Annotated in this window: 16 protein-coding genes and 2 pseudogenes; 11 read left to right on the forward strand and 7 right to left on the reverse strand. The window is 73.6% G+C overall.

Features of this window, described 5'->3' with window-relative positions:
• Positions 1–14 precede the first annotated feature (14 nt).
• The gene (locus FHS22_RS13415; RefSeq protein ID WP_184941559.1) at positions 15–968 is read right to left on the reverse strand and encodes a heme o synthase; all 954 of its coding nucleotides are present in this window, start codon (positions 966–968) and stop codon (positions 15–17) included.
• A gap of 427 nt (positions 969–1,395) precedes the next feature.
• Here FHS22_RS13415 and tkt point away from each other — a divergent pair, with 427 nt between their 5' ends.
• The 6 genes from tkt to pgl all read left to right on the forward strand — a co-directional run bounded on the left by tkt (position 1,396) and on the right by pgl (position 9,628).
• Positions 1,396–3,429, forward strand: coding sequence for a transketolase (gene tkt / locus FHS22_RS13420; RefSeq protein ID WP_260407928.1), 2,034 nt, complete (start codon positions 1,396–1,398; stop codon positions 3,427–3,429).
• 2 nt (positions 3,430–3,431) lie between these two features.
• Positions 3,432–4,535, forward strand: a complete 1,104-nt coding sequence (gene tal / locus FHS22_RS13425) for a transaldolase (RefSeq protein WP_184941563.1) — start codon at positions 3,432–3,434, stop codon at positions 4,533–4,535.
• Positions 4,536–4,540: 5 nt separating this feature from the next.
• Positions 4,541–6,172: a glucose-6-phosphate isomerase gene (locus tag FHS22_RS13430; protein ID WP_184941564.1), complete on the forward strand. Its 1,632-nt coding sequence runs from the start codon at positions 4,541–4,543 to the stop codon at positions 6,170–6,172.
• On the forward strand, positions 6,172–7,815 hold the full coding sequence (gene zwf, locus FHS22_RS13435; protein WP_260407906.1) for a glucose-6-phosphate dehydrogenase: 1,644 nt from the start codon (positions 6,172–6,174) through the stop codon (positions 7,813–7,815). The genes FHS22_RS13430 and zwf overlap by 1 nt, the downstream gene beginning before the upstream one ends.
• Before the next feature lie 25 nt (positions 7,816–7,840).
• Complete coding sequence (opcA, locus tag FHS22_RS13440; protein ID WP_184941566.1) at positions 7,841–8,752, forward strand: glucose-6-phosphate dehydrogenase assembly protein OpcA; 912 nt, start codon at positions 7,841–7,843, stop codon at positions 8,750–8,752.
• Between the two features lie 102 nt (positions 8,753–8,854).
• Positions 8,855–9,628: a 6-phosphogluconolactonase gene (gene pgl / locus FHS22_RS13445; RefSeq protein ID WP_184941568.1), complete on the forward strand. Its 774-nt coding sequence runs from the start codon at positions 8,855–8,857 to the stop codon at positions 9,626–9,628.
• 177 nt (positions 9,629–9,805) lie between these two features.
• Here the strand turns inward: pgl and FHS22_RS13450 are convergent, their stop codons facing one another.
• A complete protein-coding gene (locus FHS22_RS13450; RefSeq protein ID WP_260407907.1) occupies positions 9,806–10,300 on the reverse strand; it encodes a MarR family winged helix-turn-helix transcriptional regulator in 495 nt (164 codons plus the stop codon).
• A gap of 94 nt (positions 10,301–10,394) precedes the next feature.
• On the opposite strand from FHS22_RS13450, the gene FHS22_RS13455 reads away from it, so the two are divergent.
• On the forward strand, positions 10,395–11,345 hold the full coding sequence (locus FHS22_RS13455; protein WP_184941570.1) for a haloalkane dehalogenase: 951 nt from the start codon (positions 10,395–10,397) through the stop codon (positions 11,343–11,345).
• A 447-nt stretch (positions 11,346–11,792) separates the two neighbouring features.
• On the opposite strand, the pseudogene FHS22_RS39595 reads toward FHS22_RS13455, so the two are convergent.
• Positions 11,793–11,936, reverse strand: a pseudogene (locus FHS22_RS39595) (TetR/AcrR family transcriptional regulator); the annotation flags it as partial.
• A 60-nt stretch (positions 11,937–11,996) separates the two neighbouring features.
• Between FHS22_RS39595 and FHS22_RS13470 the strand changes: the two are divergent.
• Positions 11,997–12,404, forward strand: coding sequence for a nuclear transport factor 2 family protein (locus tag FHS22_RS13470; protein WP_184941573.1), 408 nt, complete (start codon positions 11,997–11,999; stop codon positions 12,402–12,404).
• Here FHS22_RS13470 and FHS22_RS13475 read toward each other — a convergent pair.
• Both FHS22_RS13475 and add read right to left on the reverse strand, forming a co-directional pair.
• Positions 12,346–14,664 carry an MMPL family transporter gene (locus FHS22_RS13475; protein ID WP_184941574.1) on the reverse strand — a complete coding sequence of 773 codons (2,319 nt, stop codon included), beginning with the start codon at positions 14,662–14,664 and terminating at the stop codon, positions 12,346–12,348. The two genes, FHS22_RS13470 and FHS22_RS13475, sit on opposite strands and share 59 nt — an antisense overlap.
• 179 nt (positions 14,665–14,843) lie before the next feature.
• Positions 14,844–15,854: an adenosine deaminase gene (gene add, locus FHS22_RS13480; protein ID WP_184941576.1), complete on the reverse strand. Its 1,011-nt coding sequence runs from the start codon at positions 15,852–15,854 to the stop codon at positions 14,844–14,846.
• A 334-nt stretch (positions 15,855–16,188) separates the two neighbouring features.
• On the opposite strand from add, the pseudogene FHS22_RS13485 reads away from it, so the two are divergent.
• Positions 16,189–16,627: pseudogene (locus FHS22_RS13485) on the forward strand (Clp protease N-terminal domain-containing protein); the annotation flags it as partial.
• A gap of 345 nt (positions 16,628–16,972) precedes the next feature.
• Here FHS22_RS13485 and FHS22_RS13490 read toward each other — a convergent pair.
• The gene (locus tag FHS22_RS13490; protein ID WP_184941578.1) at positions 16,973–18,007 is read right to left on the reverse strand and encodes a GNAT family N-acetyltransferase; all 1,035 of its coding nucleotides are present in this window, start codon (positions 18,005–18,007) and stop codon (positions 16,973–16,975) included.
• Between the two features lie 168 nt (positions 18,008–18,175).
• Here FHS22_RS13490 and FHS22_RS13495 point away from each other — a divergent pair, with 168 nt between their 5' ends.
• Positions 18,176–19,576, forward strand: a complete 1,401-nt coding sequence (locus FHS22_RS13495) for an NAD(P)/FAD-dependent oxidoreductase (RefSeq protein ID WP_184941580.1) — start codon at positions 18,176–18,178, stop codon at positions 19,574–19,576.
• Positions 19,577–19,728: 152 nt separating this feature from the next.
• Positions 19,729–21,342, forward strand: a complete 1,614-nt coding sequence (locus tag FHS22_RS13500) for an amidohydrolase (RefSeq protein ID WP_184941581.1) — start codon at positions 19,729–19,731, stop codon at positions 21,340–21,342.
• Between the two features lie 105 nt (positions 21,343–21,447).
• On the opposite strand, the gene FHS22_RS13505 is transcribed toward FHS22_RS13500, so the two are convergent.
• Positions 21,448–21,813, reverse strand: coding sequence for a spore germination protein GerW family protein (locus FHS22_RS13505; protein ID WP_184941583.1), 366 nt, complete (start codon positions 21,811–21,813; stop codon positions 21,448–21,450).
• Positions 21,814–22,004: the final 191 nt, after the last annotated feature.

Below are 22,004 nucleotides of genomic sequence, written 5' to 3' on the forward strand. Positions count from 1 at the left end.
TGCCCCCCGCAAGCTCAGACGAGCATGGAGTCGATCGCGACGGCGAGGAAGAGCAGCGCGAGGTAGGCGTTGGACCAGTGGAAGAACCGCATCGGGCGAAGATCGACGCCGGTCCGGCCGGCGTTGAGGCGGGTCAGCAGCGCGTGGGCCTCCCACAGGCAGACCGCGCCGAGGACCGCGGCCACCGCCGGGTAGAGGAGCGTGGTGCCCGCGACCGGCCACAGCAGCAGCGAGCAGGCCACGGTCGCCCAGGTGTAGGCGATGCTCTCCAGTACCACGCGGCGCTCGGTGGCGACCACCGGGAGCATGGGGACCTTCGCCGCGGCGTAGTCCTCCTTGTAGCGCATGGCGAGGGTCCAGGTGTGCGGAGGCGTCCAGAAGAACACCACTCCGAACAGGACCACCGGGGCCCAGTCGAGGCTCCCGGTGACGCCGGCCCAGCCGATCAGCACCGGCATGCAGCCGGCGAGGCCGCCCCACACGATGTTCTGGGCGGTCCGCCGCTTGAGGATCATCGAGTAGACCAGGACGTAGAACAGGTTCGCGGCCAGCGAGAGGCCGGCGGCGAGCCAGTTGACCGTCAGGCCGAGGCCGAGGGTCGACAGGGCGCCCAGGACGATGCCGAAGATCAGCGCGTTGACCGGCGGGACCTGCTCACGGGCGAGCGGGCGGCGGCGGGTGCGGCGCATCGCGGCGTCGATGTCGCGGTCGACGTAGCAGTTCAGCGCGTTGGCGCTGCCCGCGGAGAGGGTGCCGAACACCAGGGTGTTGACGGCGGTCCACAGCGGCGGCAGCCCCTTGGCCGCCAGGAACATCACCGGCAGCGTCGTGATCAGCAGCAGCTCGATGATCCGGGGCTTGGTGAGTGCGACGTAGGCCTTCACGACCTCGCCGAACGAGCGCGGTGCGGCGCCGGCCGCCGCGCTCTCCTCGAGCGGGGACGCCGGTTGCTTGTCGGTCAGCACCATCTAGGGCGCTTCCAGCACGTGCGGGGTCAACGCGTAACCTCTGATCAGACGGATCCGTCATGCGGGCGGTGGTGCGGGCGGCGGTGCGGGCGAAGGCCGGCTCCCGCGGTCTTCTGGCTTTTCGTGGTCTTCACTGTAGTTGCACCGGTGGCCGGTCCCGGCACGGGGGCACAGGCCACGCGAGACGTCATCCGGTTCGGGATGTTTCGTCCGCGCTCTTCATGGCTCCTGGCGACTCGCCCCGGCTGGCCCTTGCGCCACGGTGACGGAGCCGAACCGTTAGGGTCCGGTGTGGGCGGGAAATGCCAAACCAACGGCACCATCACAACTAGATCCGGAGATCGAGCACTTGAGCAGCGAACTCGTGCCAGCCCTCGAATGGAGCGACCTGGACCGACAGGCGGTCGACGTCGTTCGGGCCCTGGCGATGGACGCGGTGGAGAAGGCGGGTTCGGGGCACCCCGGCACCGCGATGAGCCTGGCACCCGCCGCATATCTGCTTTTCCAGCGCACCATGCGCCACGACCCGTCCGACCCCACGTGGGCGGGGCGCGACCGCTTCGTCCTGTCGTGCGGCCACACCAGCCTGACCCTCTACATCCAGCTCTACCTGTCGGGATACGGCCTGACCCTGCACGACCTGGAGATGCTCAGGCAGTGGGACAGCCGGACCCCGGGCCACCCGGAGCACGGCCACACCGCGGGCGTGGAGACCACCACCGGCCCGCTCGGCCAGGGCATCGGAAACGCGGTCGGCATGGCGATGGCCGCCCGCCGCGAGCGGGGCCTGTTCGACCCGGACGCCGCGCCGGGCACCAGCCCGTTCGACCACATGATCTGGTGCTTCGCCTCCGAGGGCGACATCGAGGAGGGCATCAGCCACGAGGTCAGCGCCCTGGCCGGCCACCAGAAGCTGGGCAACCTCGTCGTCGTCTTCGACAGCAACCACATCTCCATCGAGGACGACACCCAGATCGCGCTGAGCGAGGACGTCGTCAAGCGCTACGAGGCGTACGGCTGGCACGTCCAGACCGTCGACTGGACCCAGACCGGCGAGTACGCCGAGGACGTCCAGGCGCTGAACGAGGCCCTGGAGGCCGCCCGCCGGGTGACCGACAAGCCGTCGTTCATCCGGCTGCGGACCATCATCGGCTGGCCCGCGCCGAACAAGCAGAACACCGGCAAGATCCACGGTGCGGCGCTGGGCGAGGCGGAGATCGCCGCGACCAAGAAGATCATGGGCATGGACCCGGAGAAGTCCTTCGACGTCCCGGCCGCGGTGCTGGAGCACGCCCGCCAGGTCGTGCAGCGGGGCCGCGCCGTCCGCGCCGAGTGGGACGTCGCCTTCGAGCGCTGGCGGGCGGCCGACCCCGAGCGCGCCGCCGCGTTCGACCGGATCTCCCGGCGGGAGTTCCCGGAGGGCTGGCACAAGGCGCTGCCGTCCTTCGAGACCGGCTCGTCCGTCGCCACCCGCAAGGCCTCCGGCGAGGTGCTGAACGCGCTCGCGCCGGTCCTGCCCGAGCTCTGGGGCGGCTCGGCCGACCTGGCCGAGTCCAACAACACCACGATGAAGGGCGAGCCGTCCTTCATCCCCGAGGAGTTCCAGACCAAGGAGTTCCCCGGCGGCCCCTACGGCCGGACGCTGCACTTCGGCATCCGCGAGCACGGCATGGGCGCGATCCTCAACGGCATCGCCCTGCACGGCGGCACCCGCCCCTACGGCGGGACGTTCCTGGTCTTCAGCGACTACATGCGCCCCGCCGTACGGCTCGCGGCGCTGATGAAGCTGCCGGTCACCTACGTGTGGACGCACGACTCCATCGGCCTGGGCGAGGACGGACCGACCCACCAGCCGGTCGAGCACCTGTGGGCGCTGCGCGCCATCCCCGGCCTCGACGTGGTGCGCCCGGCCGACGCCAACGAGACCGCCGCCGCCTGGCGGGTCGTGCTGGAGCACGCCGACCGCCCCGCCGCGCTGGCGCTGACCCGGCAGAACCTGCCGGTCTACGAGGGCACCGCGGACGCCTGCAAGGTGGCCAAGGGCGGCTACATCCTGCAGGACGCCTCCGACGGCCAGCCCCGGGTGGTCCTGATCGGCACCGGCTCCGAGGTCGAGCTGGCCGTCAAGGCCCGCGAGATCCTGGAGGCCGACGGCGTCCCGACCCGGGTCGTGTCGATGCCGTGCGTCGAGTGGTTCCGGGCCCAGGACTCCGCCTACCAGCAGACCGTGCTGCCGCCGGCGGTCCGGGCGCGCGTCGCCGTCGAGGCCGGCATCGCGCTGGGCTGGCGGGAGTTCGTCGGCGACGAAGGGGTAGTGGTGAGCCTGGAGCACTTCGGCGCCTCCGCCCCCTACAGGACCCTTTTCGAGCAGTTCGGCCTGACCGCCGAGCGCGTGGTCGCCGCAGCCAAGGGCAGCCTCGCCAAGACCGGTGCCGACAAGGGCGAGACGACGGGAAACTGATCATGAGTGAGATCCTGAAGAACCTCTCCGGCCACGGCGTGTCCATCTGGCTGGACGACATCAGCCGCGAGCGCCTGCGCACCGGCAACCTCGATGCCCTGATCCGCGACAAGAGCGTGGTCGGCGTCACCTCCAACCCGACGATCTTCGCTTCCGCGCTGAGCAAGGGCGACGCCTACACCACCCAGCTGCACGACCTGTCCATCCGCGGCGTCGACGTGGAGGAGGCGGTCCGCGCGATCACCACCTACGACATCCGCTGGGCCGCCGACGTGCTGCGCCCCGTCTACGACGCCACCGGCGGCGTGGACGGCCGCGTCTCCATCGAGGTGGACCCGCGGCTGGCCAGGGAGACCGAGAAGACCATCGCCGAGGCGCGCGCGCTGTGGTGGATGGTCGACCGGCCCAACCTGTTCATCAAGATCCCGGCGACGGTCGAGGGCCTGCCCGCGATCACCCGGGCCATCGCGGAGGGCATCAGCGTCAACGTCACGCTGATCTTCTCCCTGGAGCGCTACCGCGCGGTGATGGACGCCTGGCTGACCGGCCTGGAGCAGGCCAGGGCCGCCGGCCTGAACCTGTCCACGATCGAGTCGGTGGCCTCCTTCTTCGTCAGCCGCGTCGACACCGAGATCGACAAGCGCCTGGACAAGCTCGGCTCGCCGGAGGCGGCGGCGCTCAAGGGCAAGGCCGCGGTCGCCAACGCGCAGCTGGCCTTCGCCGCCTTCGAGGAGGTCGTGAACTCCCCGCGCTGGCAGGCGCTGCAGGCCGCCGGGGCCCGCCCCCAGCGCCCGCTGTGGGCCTCCACCGGCACCAAGGACCCCAGCTACCCCGACACCCTCTACGTGGACGAGCTGGTCACGGCGGGCACGGTCAACACCATGCCGGAGAAGACCCTCGACGCCGTCGCCGACCACGGGAAGATCACCGGCGACACCGTCCGCGGCTCCTACGAGCGGGCCTGGAACACCATGGCCGCGCTCAAGGAGATCGGCGTCGACTACGACGACGTCGTGCGGAGGCTGGAGGAGGAGGGCGTGGAGAAGTTCGAGGCGTCCTGGACCGAGCTGCTGGCCACCGTCAGCGCCGAACTCCGGAAGGCGTGAACCGCATGGCAGCACCTACGACGTCCGTGACGTTCAACGAGGACGCCCTGGCCGAGCAGACCGCGGAGACGGTCCGGCGGCTCGTCGCCGAGGGGGTCCACGAGGCCCTCTCGGGCGGCGACGCCACCCTGTGGGGCGAGGAGGCGCAGGCCGAGGCGGCCGTCCGGCTCGGCTGGCTCAACCTCCCCCTCACCAGCAGGGAACTGCTCCCCGAGATCGGCAAGCTGGTCGAACGGGCCCGCGCCGAGGGCCTCGACCACGTGGTCCTCGCCGGGATGGGCGGCTCCTCCCTGGCCCCCGAGGTCATCTGCGCCACCGCCGACGTGCCGCTGACCGTGCTCGACACCACCGACCCCGGCCAGGTCCGCCGCGCCCTGGCCGACCGGCTCGACCGGACCATCGTCGTGGTGGCCAGCAAGAGCGGCGGCACGGTCGAGACCGACAGCCACCGGCGCATCTACGAGAAGGCCTTCCGCGACGCCGGGATCGACCCGGCCGACCGGATCGTCGTGGTCACCGACCCGGGCTCGCCGCTGGAGCAGGCGGCGATCGAGGCGGGCTACCCGGTCATCCTGGCCGACCCCAACGTGGGCGGCCGCTACAGCGCGCTGTCGGCGTTCGGCCTGGTGCCCAGCGCGCTGGCCGGGGCCGACGTCGAGAAGCTCCTCGACGACGCCGCCGCGGTGCGGCCGCTGCTCGCCCAGGCCGAGGGCAACCCCGGCCTGGAGCTCGGCGCCGCCCTGGGCGCCGCCGCGCTCGCCGGGCGCGACAAGCTCCTCCTCGAGGACAGCATGTCGGAGATCAACGGCCTGCCCGACTGGATCGAGCAGCTGGTCGCCGAGTCCACCGGCAAGTCCGCCAAGGGCATCCTGCCGGTCGTCGGCGCCGACCCCAACGAGGCCTCCGACGAGCTGGTCGCCGGGATCGAGTCCGACGGCGCGGTGACGGTCAGCGGCCCGCTGGGCGCGCAGTTCCTCGTCTGGGAGTACGCCACGGCCATCGCCGGGCGGGTCCTGGGCATCGACCCGTTCAACCAGCCGAACGTGACCGAGTCCAAGGAGAACACCGGCGCGCTGCTGGCCGCCGGCGAGCTCCCGGCGGGCACGCCGGCGCTGGTCGACGGCCCGGTCGAGGTGTACGGCGCGCTCGCCGACGGCGCCAAGGACCTGCCGGAGGTGCTCACCAGGCTGCTGGAGGCCGTCCCCGGGGACGGCTACCTGACGATCATGGCCTACCTCGACCGGGAGGCGGCGTTCGACGCGCCCGTGGCCGAGGGCGCCTCCTTCGAGGCCATGACCGACGCCTGGAGCGCGGCCGACCCGGCCACGCTGCGCAGCCTGATGGCGATCAGGACCGAGCGGCCGGTCACCTTCGGGTGGGGCCCCCGGTTCCTGCACTCCACCGGCCAGTACCACAAGGGCGGTCCGCAGAACGGCGTGTTCCTGCAGATCACCGGGGCCAACGAGGCCGACCTCGAGGTGCCCGGCAAGCCGTACACGCTGGGCCGCCTCCAGCTCGCCCAGGCCCTGGGCGACCAGGGCGCGCTGGTCAAGCGGGACCGGCCGGCCGTACGGTTGCACCTGACCGATCGCGCGGCCGGGGTCGCGCGCCTGCTCGCGGCAGCGCGGGAGGTCTGATGACAGAGGGAAGCCCGGGGGCGCTCACCGAGCCGCCGACGCGCACCGAACCGGCGGCGCACGCCGAGGAGGCGGTGCTCGCCGCCTCGACCGCAGCGGTCGCCGCCACCACCGAGGCGGTGGTGGCGGCCAATCCGCTGCGCGACCCGAGCGACAAGCGCCTGCCGCGGGTGGCGGGGCCGTGCGTGCTGGTGCTGTTCGGCGTGACCGGTGACCTGGCGCGCAAGAAGCTGCTCCCGGCGATCTACGACCTGGCCAACCGGGGGCTGCTGCCCCCGGGCTTCTCTCTGGTCGGCTTCGCCCGCCGCGACTGGGCCGACCAGGACTTCGCGAAGCTCACGTACGACGCGGTCAAGCAGCACGCGCGCACGCCGTTCCGCGAGGAGGTCTGGAAGCAGCTCTCGGAGGGCATCTTCTTCTGCCCCGGCGAGTTCACCGACGACGGCGCGTTCGACGCGCTGGCGATGATGCTCAAGGAGATCGACGAGACCCGGGGCACCGGCGGCAACTACGGGTTCTACCTGTCGGTGCCGCCGAAGTTCTTCCCGGTCGTGGTCGAGCAGCTCAAGCGGACCGACCTCGCGCACGGCCCGGACGCCGCCTGGCGCCGGGTGGTGATCGAGAAGCCGTTCGGGCACGATCTGAAGAGCGCCCACGAGCTCAACGCGATCACCAGCGCGGTCTTCCCGGAGAGCTCGGTGTTCCGCATCGACCACTACCTGGGCAAGGAGACCGTCCAGAACATCATGGCGCTGCGGTTCGCCAACAACCTGTTCGAGCCGATCTGGAACCGCGGGTACGTCGACCACGTCCAGATCACGATGGCCGAGGACATCGGCATCGGCGGCCGGGCGGGCTACTACGACGGCATCGGCGCGGCCCGCGACGTGATCCAGAACCACCTGCTCCAGCTGCTGGCGCTGGTCGCGATGGAGGATCCGACCTCCTTCGACGCCGACGCGCTGCGCCGGGAGAAGGAGAAGGTCCTCAAGGCGGTGCGGCTGCCGCAGGACCTGTCCCTCTCGACCGCGCGCGGGCGCTACGCCGCGGGCTGGCAGGGCGGCCGGCAGGTCATCGGCTACGCGGAGGAGGAGGGCATCCCCGCCGACTCCATCACCGAGACCTACGCCGCCATCAAGCTGGAGATCGCCAACCGGCGCTGGGCCGGGGTCCCGTTCTACCTGCGCACCGGCAAGCGGCTGGGCCGCCGGGTGACCGAGGTCGCCGTGGTCTTCCAGAAGGCGCCGCACCTGCCGTTCAGCAAGGACGACACCGAGATCCTGGGGCACAACGCGCTGGTCATCCGGGTCCAGCCGGACGAGGGCATCACGGTGCGGTTCGGCTCCAAGGTGCCGGGCACCGCGATGGAGGTCCGGGACGTCTCGATGGACTTCGCCTACGGCGAGTCGTTCATGGAGTCGTCGCCGGAGGCCTACGAGCGGCTCCTGCTGGACGTGCTGATCGGCGACCCGCCGCTCTTCCCGCACCAGCGGGAGGTCGAGCTCTCATGGAAGATCCTCGACCCGATCGAGGAGTTCTGGGCCTCGCAGGGCGTGCCGGAGGACTACCCGGCCGGCACCTGGGGTCCCGCCTCGGCGGACGAGATGATGGCCCGCGACGGGCGCGTCTGGAGGAGGCTGTGACGGCGATGCGCGCAGGAGGCCGCAGATGACGAGCTTCATGCTCAGCGACACGACCGCCTCGAAGATCTCCTCGCAGCTCACCCATCTGCGCCACCAGATGGGCAGCCCGGCGGTGGGCATGGTGCTGACGCTGGTGGTGGTCTGCGACGAGGGCGAGCAGTACGACGCGGTGCGCGCCGCGACCGAGGCCGCCCGGGAGCACCCCTCCCGGATCCTGGTCGTCATCGCGCGCGACCCCGCCGAACCGAACCGGCTGGACGCGGAGCTGCGCGTCGGCGAGTCCACACCGGGCGAGGTCATCCTGCTCCGCCTGTACGGCGAGCTCACCCGGCACGCCGACTCGGTGGTCAGCCCGCTGCTGCTCACCGACACCCCGGTGGTGGCCTGGTGGCCGCGGGAGTGCCCGGACGTGCCCGCCAAGGATCCCATCGGGGCGCTCGCCCAGCGCCGGATCGTCGACGCCCGGCCCGCGGCCGAGCCGGTGAAGGTGCTCGCGAGCCGTACCCGCAGTTACGTCCCCGGTGACACCGACCTGGCCTGGACCCGGCTGACGCCGTGGCGGAGTCTGCTGGCCGCCGCGTTCGACCAGCCGGTGGGCAAGGTGAAGAAGGGCGTGGTGGAGGCCGCGGCCGGTCACCCGAGCGCCCCGCTGCTGGCCGCCTGGCTCGGTGAGCGGCTCGGCGCCCCGGTGAAGGTCACCGAGTCGGGTGGCCCCGGCCTGACCAGGGTGGTGCTCTCCACCGCGGACGGCGACATCGCCATCACCCGTTCGGACGCCCGGCTGGCCACGTTGTCCCGCCCGGGTCAGCCGGACCGGCAGGTCGCCCTGGCCCGCCGCCCGACCTCGGAGCTGATCGCCGAGGAGCTGCGGCGGCTGGACCCCGACGAGGTCTACGAGGCCGCGATCCGGCGGGTCTCGAAGACCGTCCGGTCGTGAACCCGGAACCCGGCCGGACGTGAGCCCTCGGGCCCGCCGGTCGCGGTCCGAACCCGGGCAGGTCGCAGGCCCGGATCATCCCCGAGTCAGAGAGAGCGTGCAGTGAGTGTTCCCAACGTCGTCGTCCACCGCGACGCCGACATGCTCGCCAGGGCCGTCGCCGCCCGGGTGATCACCCGGCTCGTCGACGCGCAGTCCGCCAAGGGCTCGGCGTCCCTGGTCCTGACCGGCGGGTCCGTCGGCATCGCCACGCTGGCCGAGATCGCCGCCAGCCCGGCCCGCGACGCCGTCGACTGGCGGAACCTGGACATCTGGTGGGGCGACGAGCGCTTCCTGCCGTCCGGGGACGCCGAGCGCAACGAGACCGGCGCCCGCAAGGCCCTGCTCGACCACGTCGACCTCGACCCGGACCGCGTGCACGTGATGCGCGGCCCCGACTCGGGGATGACGGCCGAGGAGTCCGCCGACGCCTACGCCGAGGAGCTGCGCCGCGCGGCGCGGCCCGAGGACCACGGCCCGGCGCCCTCGTTCGACGTGCTGCTGCTGGGCATGGGCCCGGACGCGCATGTCGCGTCGCTGTTCCCGGAGATGCCCGCGCTGCACGACACCCGGCCGGTGGTGGCCGTGCACGGCTCCCCCAAGCCGCCGCCCACCCGGATCTCGCTGACGCTGCCGGTGATCCAGGGAGCGCGTGAGGTGTGGGTGGTCGCGGCGGGCTCGGACAAGGCGGGGGCCGTACGGCTGGCGCTGTCGGAGTCGGGGCCGGTGCAGGTCCCGGCGGCGGGGGCGCGCGGGCGGCAGCGCACGCTGTTCCTGCTGGACCGGGCGTCGGCGTCGAAGATCCCTGCCTCTCTGGGGCGGATCTCCTCGCCCTGACCCCGTCCCTCGCACCGGCGCCGCCAGGGAGCACCCCGCGGCAGGCCCGGCGGCGGATCGCCGAGCTGACCTCCCAGGGGTACGCCCGGGAGGCCGAGCGCCGGGTGCACGCCGAGCGCCCGGCGATCGCACGGGACCTGTACGACTCCGATCGGGCACACCGTTTCCGTCACCGGTTCAGGCGTCCCGGTGGCGGGATCTCCCGTGGTGGTCCAGCAGGCGGGTGAGCAGGTCGGTGAACTGGCGGCGTTCCTCCCGGCTCAGCGGGGCGAGCACGTCGTCCCCGATGGCGGCGAGCAGTTCGTCGAGCCTGTGCAGCCGGCGCCGGCCCTGCCCGGTCATGGTGATGACGTTGCGGCGGCGGTCGGCGGGGTCGGGCGCGCGTTCCACGAAGCCCCGCTCGGCCAGCTCGTTGATGACGGTGACCAGGTCGCTGCGGTAGATGCGGGTGCGGCGGCTCAGCTCCGCCTGGCTCGCCGGGCCGAACTCCTGCAGCGTCGCGAGCACGGCGTAGTGCCACTGGCGGGCGTCCGCACCGGCCAGTCCCTCCGTCACCAGCCGGTCGGAGTGCAGCGCGGTCAGCGCCAGCAGCCGGGTGGGCAGGTTCCGCAGCCGGGCGGGGGCGGCCTCCCCGCCCAGGGGGTCTGCCATGCCGGACGCGCTGCTGTTCATGCCGGCGATCCTACCTCGTTGCGTTAGCCCGACTAACGATATAAGTTCGTTCGCGTGACGAACGTTAGTCGCACTAACAATTAGAGGGGCGCCCATGCCTTCGATCGACGTGCTCGACTCGGCGATGCACTACGAGGACACCGGATACCGCGAGGACAGCGGGAGCGGCGTCTCCTTCGTCTTCCTGCACGGCAACCCCGCCTCCTCCCACCTGTGGCGCAACGTGCTGCCCGGCATCGGCGGGCCCGCCCGGCTGCTCGCCCCCGACCTCATCGGCATGGGCCGCTCCGGCAAGCCCGGCGGGCCGTACCGCTTCGCCGATCACGCCCGCTATCTGGACGCCTGGTTCGACCTGCTGGAGCTGGAGGACGTGGTGCTCGTCGGCCACGACTGGGGCGGAGCGCTCGCCTTCGACTGGGCGGCCCGCCACCCCGGCCGCGTCCGCGGCGCGGCCTTCCTGGAGACCTTCGTCCGGCCGATGTCCTGGCGCGAGCTGGGCGACGGCCCGCGCTCCCGCGCCGAGGCCGTACGGGGCCCGCAGGGCGAGGCTCTGGTCCTCGACCGGAACTTCCTGGTGGAGACCGCGTTCACCGGAGGGGTGCTGACGCCCCTGAGCGAGGAGGAGATGGAGCCGTACCGGGCGCCGTACCCCACCCGCGAGAGCCGCCGTCCGCTGCTGGAGTGGGCGCGCTCGCTGCCGCTCGACGGAGAGCCCGCCGACGTGGCCGGACGGATCGAGCGCTACGGCACATGGCTCGCGGGCAGCGACGGCGTCCCCAAGCTGCTGCTCACCTTCGACTCCTCGCCGACCCTGCTCGTCAAGGAGGAGACGGCCGCCTGGTGCGCGGCGAACATCGCAGCGCTGGAGATCGAACACTGCGGCCCGGCCGGCCACCACGCGCCGGAGGACCGTCCCGAGGCCATCGCCGCGGCGATCACCGCCTGGGCGGAGAGGCACGGCCTGGCGGAGAGGCACGGCCGGGGCGGACCTGCCGGAGCGGGGGGCGGGCGGCGCGCGGCGGGGGACGCCGCGACGGCGCGCTGAGCCCCGCGCGGGAGGAGGCCGGCGGCAGGTGAGGGCGGCGGTGACGGCGTCGAGCAGGTGCGCCTCGGCGTCGCGGGCACTCCTGCCGCGGTCGATCGTGAGCTGCTCCCAGACCGGGACGGAGGTCATCGCCCAGGCCAGGTCCGCGGCGGCCTCCGGCCCCAGACCGGGCCGGAGCAGGCCCGACCCGTCCAGTCTCCGGGTGGCGGCGAGGAAGCCCTGGCGGAGCTCGCCCATGCGGTCGTCCCAGGCCGCCGCGGTGTCGGGGTCGTCGCGGCGGGAGGCCAGCAGCGCCGAGGCGACGGGGCGGATCCGGTCCGCGTAGCGGAGCCAGGCGAGCAGGAACGCGCGCAGGGCCTCGACGGGGTCCGGGGCGGCCAGCGCCCGCTCGCAGCGCGGGCGGATGCCGTCGGCGTCGTCCATGTGCCGCACGAGGGCCATGAGCAGGCTCGCCCGCGAGGCGAAGTGCAGGTAGACCGCCTGGCGTGAGACACCGGTCTCACGGGCTACGTCGGCCATCGTGAACCCGGTCCCGTGCTCGGCGATGAGCCGCCCGGCGGTCTCGAGGATGCGCGGTCGCGTGCTTGACACGTGTCAATCATAGCCCTAGCTTGACACGCGTCAAGCAAACGGTTCCGCTGGAGGCACCCGATGAACACCACCCACCCGGCGGCCGCCGCCGCGCTCGCCGCGATGGAGGCCGTCGGCGCCGGCGACCGGGACGCCTGGCTCGCCTGCTACGCCCCGGACGCCGTGCTCCACGACCCGGTCGGCGGTTCGCCGCTGGACCCGGAGGGGACGGGACTGACAGGGCGGGAGTCCCTCGAACGGTTCTGGGAGCTCACCGTCGCCCCCAACGACGTGCGCTTCGACGTCGCCGCCGTGCATCCGGCGGGCGACGAGGCGGCGGTCGTGGCCTCGGTGGCGATCCGGTTCCCCGGCGGCGCCGAGGCGCGCTACGACGGCGTCTTCGTCTACCGGGTCGGCGGCGACCGGCGGATCAGCTCGGTGCGCGCGTACTGGGACCTGCGGCAGGTGCTGTCCGCGCTCGGCCTCTGAACCACGCCGGCGCCGGGAGGGGCGGCCGCCGCGGGGACCACCAGTTCGCGCGGCCGGCCAGCCGCATGACGGCGGGGACGAGCAGCGCGCGGATCAGCGTGCAGTCCAGGAGTACGGCCAGCGCCAGGCCCACCCCGACCATCTTGAGCAGGACCAGGCCGGAGGTCGCCAGGGAGGCCATCACCACGGCGAAGACCACGGCCGCCGAGGTGAACAGGCGGCCGGTGTGCTCCAGCCCCAGGGCCACCGCGGTGACGGTGTTCCCGGTCCGCCGGTACTCCTCGGTGATCCGGGACAGCAGGAAGATCTCGTAGTCCATGGAGAGCCCGAAGGCCATGCAGAACATCAGGGCGGGCACCAGGACGTCGGTCGTGCCCGTCGGGGTGAAGCCGCCGACCAGCCAGCGCAGGTGGCCCTCCTGGAAGACGTGGACCAGCGCGCCGAACGTCGCGCCGAGGCTCAGGACGTTCAGCAGCAGGGCCTTGGCGGCCAGGACCACGCTTCCGGTCAGCCCGGTGACCAGCGCGAATGTCGTCAGCGCGACCAGGGCGAGCCCCGGGGGCAGGGCTCCGGCGATGGCGAGCCGGATGTCGCGCAGCTGGGCCCCGGGGCCGCCCACCAGCGCCTCCGCGGGCGCGGGCACGGCGCGCAGGTGCCCGGCGAGCTCGCTGTTCTCCACCGAGTAGGGCTCGTGCGCGGTGGCGACCGAGAGCCACGTCCCGGCGGGGCCGGTGAAACGCTCCGGCGGCCCGGCGGGCAGGCCGGTGAACCTGCCGCCGGCGTAGGCGCCGGTGGCGGTCTCCACCTGGTGCACCCCCGCCACCGCCGACAGGCTCCGCGCGTAGGCGTCCAGCGACAGGTGGGCCGTACCGCCCGCGGCGCCGGCGGCCAGGCCGGGCAGCACCACCGTCGTCGCCGAGACGCTGCCGCGGGCGTCGAAGTCCCGGCGCAGCTCCTCGGCGGCCCGCGCGGCGGGCGCCTGCGGCGGGAGCAGCCGGTCGTCGAAGACCCCGAAGCGTGCCCCGAGGAAGGGCGCGGCCAGGACGGCCAGCAGCAGGACCGCGGGGACGGCGACGGTCAGGGGGCGGCGCATCACGGCCATGGCCAGGCGGAACCAGCCGCCCGCCGTACGGCTCCGCCCGGCCCGCCAGGGCCCCGGCACGGCCAGGCTGTCGACCCTCCGGCCGAGGACGGCGAGCAGCGCCGGGAGCACCACCAGGCTCCCGGCCGCGGCCAGCAGGGTCACCGTGATGCCGCCGAGGGCGACCGAGCGGAACATCATGAACGGGAAGAGCAGGAGCGCGGCCAGGGACAGCGCCACGGTGACCGCGGAGAAGGCCACCGCCCGGCCGGTGGTGCGCATGGTGACCCGGATCGCGTCCGCGGCGTCGCGCCCGCCCGCGAGTTCCTCGCGGAAGCGGGTGACGATGAACAGGCTGAAGTCCACTGCCAGGGCGAACCCGAGGGCGCTGGCGAGGCTCATCGCGAAGACGGAGACCTCGGTCAGCTCGGTGAGCAGGCGGAGCACCGCCATGGTCCCGGCCACCGCGGACACTCCGACGAGGACCGGCAGCACCGCGGCGGTGAGGCTGCCGAAGACCAGCAGCAGGATCGCGAAGGTCAGCGGGGCGGTGATGAGTTCCAGCGTGCGGAGGTCCTGCTCGCTGCGGCTCTGCGTCTCGGCCTTGACCTGCGCCTCCCCCGTGACGGAGACGGTCAGCGGCCCGTGCGCGCCGGCCAGGGCGGCCGCCAGGCGGGCGGCCGCGGCGACCTGCCCTCTGTCGTCGCCGCGCAGGCGGGCCAGGATGAGCGCGGCCCGCCCGTCCCTGCTGCGGAGGCCGGGTGAGCGGGTGTGCCAGTAGGAGGTGACGCGGGCGACTGCGGGATCGCGGGCGAGCCGCGCCGCCACGGCCCTCCCGGCCGCCGCGGCGGGCGCGCGGTCCACCGGCTGCGCTCCCCTGGCGATGAGGACGAGGTGCGGGTCGCCCGCGCCGAACCCCTTCGCCAGCAGTTCCGCCGCGCGCCCGGACTCCGCGCCGGAGGCGGTCGCACCGCCGGGGACCAGCCGGTCGTGCACGTCGTGCCCGGCGAGCACGGCCAGCACGACGCCGAGGGCGGCGAGCCACAGGATCGGGCGGCGGCGCCGTACGAGGAGGCCGGAGACGGGCGCGCCCCGCCCGGGCCGGGCCCCGGGCGGCTCCGCCGTGACGCCCGGGCGCGGAGGAGCCGGGTGCGTGACGTCCGGATGGTTGCGGGGCACCCCTCCTCCTTCGCGACCGGCCGGTCCGACGCCGGCCACCACTTCCGCCACTCGGCACACTCGCCGATTACACACAGTCACGATAACGGCGGAGACGGCGGCGGCGGGGGACGGGACCGGGCCGTGGCCGACGTGTCGGGCGCCGCCGCGAGCGGCCCCGGACCGGCCGGCGGGCGGGATCAGGCGAGGGCGTCGATCTCGGCGAGGAGGTCCCGCTTGGCCGCGGAGCCGAGGTAGGAGGCGGTGACGGCGTTGCGCGCCAGGGCGGCCAGGGCGGCGCGGTCGAGGCCGAAGACGTCGGCGGCGATGCGGTACTCGCCGGTCAGGGTGGTGGCGAACATGGGCGGGTCGTCGCTGTTGAGGGTGACGAACAGGCCCTCGCCGAGCAGGCGCGGGAGCGGGTGCTCGGCGATGCGGGCGACCTGGCCGGTGCAGACGTTGGAGGTGGGGCAGACGTCCAGGGGGATCTGCGCCTCGCGCAGGTGCGCGACGAGACGCGGGTCGTCCAGGCAGGAGATGCCGTGGCCGATGCGCTCGGCGCCGAGGTGGCCGACGACCTCCCAGACGGTCTCGGGGCCGGTCATCTCCCCGGCGTGCGGGACGCTGTGCAGGCCGGCGGCGGTGGCGGCGCGGAAGGCGTCCCGGAAGGCGTCCCGGTGGCGCACGCGCTCCTGCTCGATCCCGGCCAGGCCGAAAGCTACCAGTGCCTGGGGAGGTTCCTGCAGGGCGTGGTCCAGGGTGACCCGGGCCGCCTCGGCACCGCACTCACCGGGGATGTCGAAGATGTAGCCGATCCGCACCCCGTGCTCGTCGAAGGAGCTCCGGGCGGCGATGTCCAGCGCCTCGGTGACGGCCCTCATCGGCATGCCCGCGACGTGGTGGGCGTACGGCGTGACCGTCACCTCGGCGTAGCGCCCGTTCTGCCCGGCCAGGTCCCCGGCCAGGCCGGTCACCAGGGTCGCCACGTCCTCGGGCTCGCGGACCAGGGCGTTGACCGCCTGGTAGACCGCGGCGAAATCCGTGAAGTCCCGGAAGACGTAGAAGGCCCGAAGCTCCTCCTCCGTGGTCGGCACGCCGCTGCCGGGATGACGGCGGGACAGCTCCAGCACGGTCGGTACGGAGGCGGAGCCGACGAGGTGGACGTGGAGCTCGACCTTGGGAAGCGCATCGATGAAGGAGTGGATCGACATGCCGCGACCTTATGCATCTCCCTCTCCGACGGACAGAGATCGGCCCGTTATCTAACATGAAAATGTCATGTTCTCCTGATCGGAGGCCGGTCCCCCGCAGCGGGGGTCCCGCGTCTCCGCTCTCCCTGATCACTCGTCCGCCTTCGGCGCCGGCGGGCGGCGGGACCGCCGGCGGGCGCGCCGTCGCGGTGCCGTGAGACGGCGGGAAGGGGCCGCTCCCCGGGGACACGACCGGGGACGGGCGGGATCCCGGAGCAGCGCGCGCTCCCGCCGACCGGGCGATCTGACGCATAGTGGGGTGAAGGGCAACTCGATCCCCCTCTCGGAGGCCCCCGTGTTCGAGCGCTTCACCGACCGTGCCCGCCGTGTCGTGGTCCTGGCACAGGAGGAGGCCAGGCGGCTCAACCACAACTACATCGGCACCGAGCACATCCTGCTCGGCCTCGTCGGCGAGGACGACGGCGTCGCGGCCCGCACCCTGCAGGCCTTCGACGTCAGCCTCGCGCAGGTGCGCCAGGAGGTCGAGGAGACCATCGGGCAGGGGTCGCACGGGCCGCCCGGCCACATCCCGTTCACCCCTCGCGCCAAGGCGGTGCTGGAGCTGTCGCTGCGCGAGGCGCTCAACCTGCGCCACAACTACATCGGCACCGAGCACATCCTGCTCGGACTGATCCGCGAGGGGGAGGGCCTCGCGGCCCGGGTCCTCACCGGGCAGGGGCTGGAGCTGGGAGCCGTGCGGGCGCAGGTGATCGAGCTCCTCCACCGGGGCGGGCGCCGGCATCGGGGCGGGAGCGTGGAGGAGGCGTTCTTCTCCGGAGGGCCGTCGTCCGGCGCGAGGCTGGACCGGATCCAGGAGAGCCTGGACCGGATCGAGCGGCGGCTGGACGCCCTGGGCGCACCGCCGGACCGCGGGGATCCCGGGAGGTCCGAGGAGCCCGGAGAGCCCGGGGGACCCGTGGCGCGGGAGGGATGACCGCCCTGCCGCACGCCCCCGGTGCGGGCGGTCCTCCGCGGCGCGGCCCCGGGCGCGGGCGCCTGCCGGGACGCGGGCTCCGGCATGGACGGCCCCCGATCCGGGAGCCCCTGAGCTCTCCCGGATCGGGGGGCCGGGTGATGGGTCAGCTCGGGGACGCCGCCGCCATCACGCCTACGGCCAGCCTGGCCTCGACCACCCCGGGGTCGTCGGTGCGGCTCAGGGTGGCGCCGAGCGAGGCCAGGAGCCTGCGCATGCGCGCGTTGTCCGAGAGCAGGGTCGCCCTCACCTCGGCGAAGCCCAGGTCGCGGGCCTCGGTGACGACCATCCTGGCCAGCGCCGCGCCCAGCCCCCTGCCCTGCCAGCGGTCCTCGACGAGGAAGGCCATCTCGGCGATGCCCGGGTCGGGGGTGAACATCAGGTTGGCCAGCGCGACGACCTGCCCGTCGTGCCCGGCGACCAGGGAGTGGCCGCGGGTGCGGTCGCAGAGCCGGTCGAAGACGCGGGGCGGCAGCGCGGGCATCGCGGTGAAGTAGCGGAAGCGGCGGGTCTCCGGCGAGCAGCGGTCGTGCAGGTCGCGCACCGCCTCGCGGTAGAGCCGGGTGAGCGGCCTGATCTGGGTCTCGGTGCCGTCGGCCAGCCTGACCACCCGATCGGCGGAGCTCACCGGGTCGGCCGCGGGCTGCGCCAGCCGTGCGAAGGAGGCGGCGCGGGCGGCCTCGGTCAGGGTGAAGGGCAGCTCGCTGCGGCGCAGCCGGATCGACCGCCGCGGGGCGATCGGGACGGTCAGCAGGGTCGGGTCGGGCAGGTCGCTCATGTCCGAACCGTAGACCCAGCGGGCGTCGTCGGCGCGGAGCAGCTCGCCCAGGAGCTCGGGCAGCCGCCAGGGCGTGGCGCGCAGCCGGGAGGCGAGCAGGAGCACCCGGGTGGGCTCGTCGGTCAGCTCGTGGGCGGTGGCGGGCACGACCTGGACCCGGCGCCCGCCGGCCGCCTCCAGCGCCTCGCGTACGGCCTCCGGAGCCGCCGGGATCTCGGCGACGAACTCGTCCACCGTGCCGTCGGTGTCCGGGTGGACGCTCAGGCCGAGGATGTTGCCGCCCTTCTCCGCGAGCGCGGCGGCCAGGGACGCCAGCCGTCCGGGCCGCTCGTCCACCGTTGTACGGATCCTCAGGAATCCCATCAGAACGCTCCCTCCGTCACGGAGTAAGCGTGGCGCACCCCTGTTACGGCACCGCTACACCGGAGTGAGGTCGCCGTTACGTCCTGAAAGATCACTCATGACGCGGTTCTGCAACGGTTTCCGTGCGAAGCTGCGGCCGGATTGACGGATATAGCAGGATATGTGGCCATGAGCACGTGTGTTCCCCTGTCTGACGGCTTCGTGAACGGAGACGTCTCCTTCTGGTTCCGCTCCTCGGGCCTGCCCGCCCCGGGCGCCCCCCTCGACGGCGACATCGAGGCCGACGTGGCGATCGTCGGCGCCGGCTACACCGGACTGTGGACCGCGTACTACCTGAAGAAGGCCCGTCCGGACCTGCGCGTCGTCGTGCTCGAGAAGGAGTTCGCCGGGTACGGCGCGTCCGGGCGCAACGGCGGCTGGCTGGTCGGCGAGCTGGCCGGCACCCCCGAGCGCTACGCCAGGACCCACGGGGAGGAGGCCGCCAGGCGCTTCCAGCGGGTGATGTTCGACACCGTCGACGAGGTCGTCGCCGCCGCCGGGGCCGAGGGGATCGAGGCCGACGTCGTCAAGGGCGGCGTCACCACGGTCGCCACCAACGCCGCCCAGGACCGGCGGCTGCACGCGTCGCTGGCGCACGCCCGCCGCTGGGGCTGGACCGAGGACGACGTGCGGCTGCTGGAGCCCGCCGAGCGGGAGGAGCGCCTGCGGGTCAGCGGCGCGGTGAACGCCGTCTGGAGCCCGCACTGCGCCCGCATCCAGCCGGCCAAGCTGGTGCTGGGGCTGGCGGAGGCCGTACGGAGGCTCGGGGCGGAGGTCTACGAGCGGACCCCGGTCACCGAGATCGCCCCGCGCACGGCGCGCACGCCGTACGGAACGGTCCGGGCGGAGCACGTCATCCGCGCCACCGAGGGCTTCACCGCCGGGCTGCGGCAGTACCACCGCGCCTGGCTCCCGATGAACAGCTCGATGATCGTCACCGAGCCGCTGGGCGGGCTGTGGGACTCCATCGGCTGGGAGGGCGGCGAACTGCTCGGCGACATGGCCCACTACTACATGTACGCGCAGCGGACCGCCGACGGCCGGATCGCGTTCGGCGGGCGCGGCAAGCCCTACCTGTACGGCTCCCGCGTCGACGACCGGGGCCGCACCCACTCCTGGACCGTCGAGGCCCTGTGGAAGCTGCTGACCGGGATGTTCCCGGCGGTCGCGGAGTCGAAGGTCGCGCACACCTGGTCCGGGGTGCTCGGCGTGCCGCGCGACTGGTGCGCGACCGTGCACCTCGACCGCGCCACCGGGATCGGCTGGGCGGGCGGGTACACCGGGCACGGGGTGACCACCGCCAACCTCGCCGGCCGCACCCTGCGCGACCTCGTCCTGGGCGAGGAGACCGAGCTGACCCGGCTGCCCTGGGTGGGGCGGAGGGTGCGAAGCTGGGAGGTCGAGCCGCTGCGCTGGCTCGGCGTGCACACCATGTACGACCTCTACCGCCGTGCCGACGCCCGGGAGAAGGCCGGGCTCGGCCGCACCTCGGTGCTGGCGCGGGTGGCCGACGCCATCACCGGCCGCTGACCCGGCTCCGGGCGGGGCGGGACCGGCCGGGAGCCGCCCCGGCGCCCGCACGGAACCCGCCCGCGTGGGAGACACGCCGTACCGACGACCCCGTACAGACGAGGAGAGACCGTGACCCACCTGCCCGACTCCCCCGCCCCGGCGGTGAGGGCATGACGGACCTGCTGTTCCGCGGCGGCCGGGCGTTCCTGGCCGCCGGAGCCTTCGCCGAGGCGGTGCTCGTCCGGAGGGGCCGCATCGCCGCCGCGGGCGCGGAGGCCGACGTGGTACGGCTGGCGGCCCCCGGCTGCGAGAGCGTGGACCTGGGCGGCGGCCTGCTCGTCCCGGGCATCACCGATTCCCACATGCACCCGGTGCAGGCGGGGCTGGAGCGGGCGAAGTGCGACCTGTCCGAGGTCTACGGCCTGGACGCCTACGTCTCGAGGATCCACGACTACGCCGCGGCCCGTCCGGACCACGGGTGGATCGACGGCGGCGGCTGGGACATGTCCGCCTTCCCCGGCGGCCTGCCGCACCGCTCGCAGCTCGACTTCCTCGACCGGCCGGTCTACCTGATCCAGCGCGACCACCACGCCGCCTGGGTGAACACCCGCGCGCTGGAGCTCGCCGGGATCACCCGGGACACCCCCGACCCGGCCGACGGCCGGATCGAGCGCGACGCCGACGGCACCCCGAGCGGCGTGCTGCACGAGGGCGCGATGGACCTGGTCGGCCTGCTCACCCCGCGCCCGACCGAGCGGGACCTGATGGACGCGCTGCTGGACGCCCAGCGGCACCTGTTCTCGCTGGGCGTCACCGGCTGGCAGGACGCCATCGTCGGCTCGTACGCGGGCTCGGACGACCAGCTGCCGACCTACGTCGCGGCGGCGGCCTCCGGCAGGCTCAGGGCCCGGGTCGTGGGCGCGCTCTGGTGGGACCGGGCGCGCGGCGCCGAGCAGATCGAGGAGCTGGTCGCGCGCCGCAGGTCCGCCGAGGGGCTGGAGACGTTCCGGGCGACCTCGGTGAAGATCATGCAGGACGGCATCACCGAGAACTTCACCGCCGCGGTGATCGAGCCGTACTGCCGCTGCGGCGGGACCGGGCTGTCCTACGTGGACCCGGAGCTGCTGAAGGGGTACGTCGCCGAGCTGGACCGGCACGGTTTCCAGGTGCACTTCCACGCCATCGGCGAGCGGGCCGTCCGTGAGGCGCTCGACAGCTTCGAGGGCACCGACCCGGTCAACCGCCACCACATCGCGCACCTGCAGATCGTCGAGCCGTCCGACGTGCCGCGCTTCGCCAGGCTCGGCGTGACCGCCAACCTGCAGCCGCTCTGGGCCACCCACCACGCCCAGATGGACGAGCTGACCATGCCGTTCCTCGGCGAGGAGCGCTCGGCCTGGCAGTACCCGTTCGCGGACCTGCTCCGGGCGGGCGCCCGGTTCTGCGCGGGCAGCGACTGGCCGGTCTCCAACGCCGACCCGATCCAGGGCATGCACGTCGCGGTCAACCGGACCGAACCGGGAGGCTCCGTGCACGCGGACTACCCGACGGCGCAGACACCGTTCCTGCCGGGGCAGCGCCTGGACCTGGCCACCGCGCTGACGGCGTACACGGCCGGGTCGGCCTGGATCAACCACGACGACGACGCGGGCGTCATCGCGGCCGGCAACCGCGCCGACCTGGTCGTCCTGGACCGGGACCCCTTCCTGGAGCCGGAGGCCGACATCTGGCGGGCGAAGGTGGCCATGACCTTCGTCGGCGGGGAGCAGGTCCACCAGGCATGACGGCACGCCCGGGTGCGGTGGCCGGTACGGGCCGTACCGGCCACCGCACCCGGGCGGCGCCCCGCCGTTCCCGGGCGGGACGCCGCGGGCGTGCCGCCTCCGGGCTCAGCCGCGCCGGCCCCTGCGCCTCCTGAGGCTCATCCGCACGATCGCGCGGACGGTGAGCAGCAGCACGACGCCGACGATCTGGCCGCCCAGCACGATCCGGTTGACGTCGATCGCGGGTTGCCAGCGCACCTCGCCGTCCTTGATGACGAACACCCCGGCCGGGGTCGCGCTGAGGCCGTACCCGCCCCCGGCGCCCTCCCCCGGGCGGTCCCCGCCCTCCTGCCTGCCCCTGCCGCCGCCCCCGCCGCTGGCGATCTTGGCGACCGGGACGACCGTCACCCCCTCACGGGTGATCGGCTCGCCGAAGACGCGGCTGACGGTGGCGTTGTCCTTCGCCTGGTCGATCACTTCCATGATGTCCATCGTGACTCCCTCGGTGTCTCCGGCACGGCGTCCCCCGTCCGCTCCACGCTAGCCAACGGTCGTCCGGCGGACCACGGCGGCGGGCCGGGAGACCACGGCCGGCCCGCGGGACCGCCTGCTCCGTCCGGGTGCGGGGCGCCCGTCCGGCCGGACTCTCCCAGCGGTCCGGCCGGGGCACCGCGTGGAGTGCG

This window comes from Thiemannella venezuelensis (assembly GCF_014203605.1).
In the GTDB taxonomy this organism is placed as follows: Bacteria; Actinomycetota; Actinomycetes; order Streptosporangiales; family Streptosporangiaceae; genus Planomonospora_A; species Planomonospora_A venezuelensis.

Excerpts from the sequence above, each read along its gene's own strand:
- FHS22_RS13415 (WP_184941559.1), bottom strand. The coding sequence starts at position 968 with ATGGTGCTGACCGACAAGCAACCGGCGTCCCCGCTCGAGGAGAGCGCG.
- tkt (WP_260407928.1), top strand. The coding sequence starts at position 1,396 with ATGGACGCGGTGGAGAAGGCGGGTTCGGGGCACCCCGGCACCGCGATG.
- tal (WP_184941563.1), top strand. The coding sequence starts at position 3,432 with ATGAGTGAGATCCTGAAGAACCTCTCCGGCCACGGCGTGTCCATCTGG.
- FHS22_RS13430 (WP_184941564.1), top strand. The coding sequence starts at position 4,541 with ATGGCAGCACCTACGACGTCCGTGACGTTCAACGAGGACGCCCTGGCC.
- zwf (WP_260407906.1), top strand. The coding sequence starts at position 6,172 with ATGACAGAGGGAAGCCCGGGGGCGCTCACCGAGCCGCCGACGCGCACC.
- opcA (WP_184941566.1), top strand. The coding sequence starts at position 7,841 with ATGACGAGCTTCATGCTCAGCGACACGACCGCCTCGAAGATCTCCTCG.
- FHS22_RS13450 (WP_260407907.1), bottom strand. The coding sequence starts at position 10,300 with ATGAACAGCAGCGCGTCCGGCATGGCAGACCCCCTGGGCGGGGAGGCC.
- FHS22_RS13455 (WP_184941570.1), top strand. The coding sequence starts at position 10,395 with ATGCCTTCGATCGACGTGCTCGACTCGGCGATGCACTACGAGGACACC.
- FHS22_RS13470 (WP_184941573.1), top strand. The coding sequence starts at position 11,997 with ATGAACACCACCCACCCGGCGGCCGCCGCCGCGCTCGCCGCGATGGAG.
- add (WP_184941576.1), bottom strand. The coding sequence starts at position 15,854 with ATGTCGATCCACTCCTTCATCGATGCGCTTCCCAAGGTCGAGCTCCAC.
- FHS22_RS13490 (WP_184941578.1), bottom strand. The coding sequence starts at position 18,007 with ATGGGATTCCTGAGGATCCGTACAACGGTGGACGAGCGGCCCGGACGG.
- FHS22_RS13495 (WP_184941580.1), top strand. The coding sequence starts at position 18,176 with ATGAGCACGTGTGTTCCCCTGTCTGACGGCTTCGTGAACGGAGACGTC.
- FHS22_RS13500 (WP_184941581.1), top strand. The coding sequence starts at position 19,729 with ATGACGGACCTGCTGTTCCGCGGCGGCCGGGCGTTCCTGGCCGCCGGA.
- FHS22_RS13505 (WP_184941583.1), bottom strand. The coding sequence starts at position 21,813 with ATGGACATCATGGAAGTGATCGACCAGGCGAAGGACAACGCCACCGTC.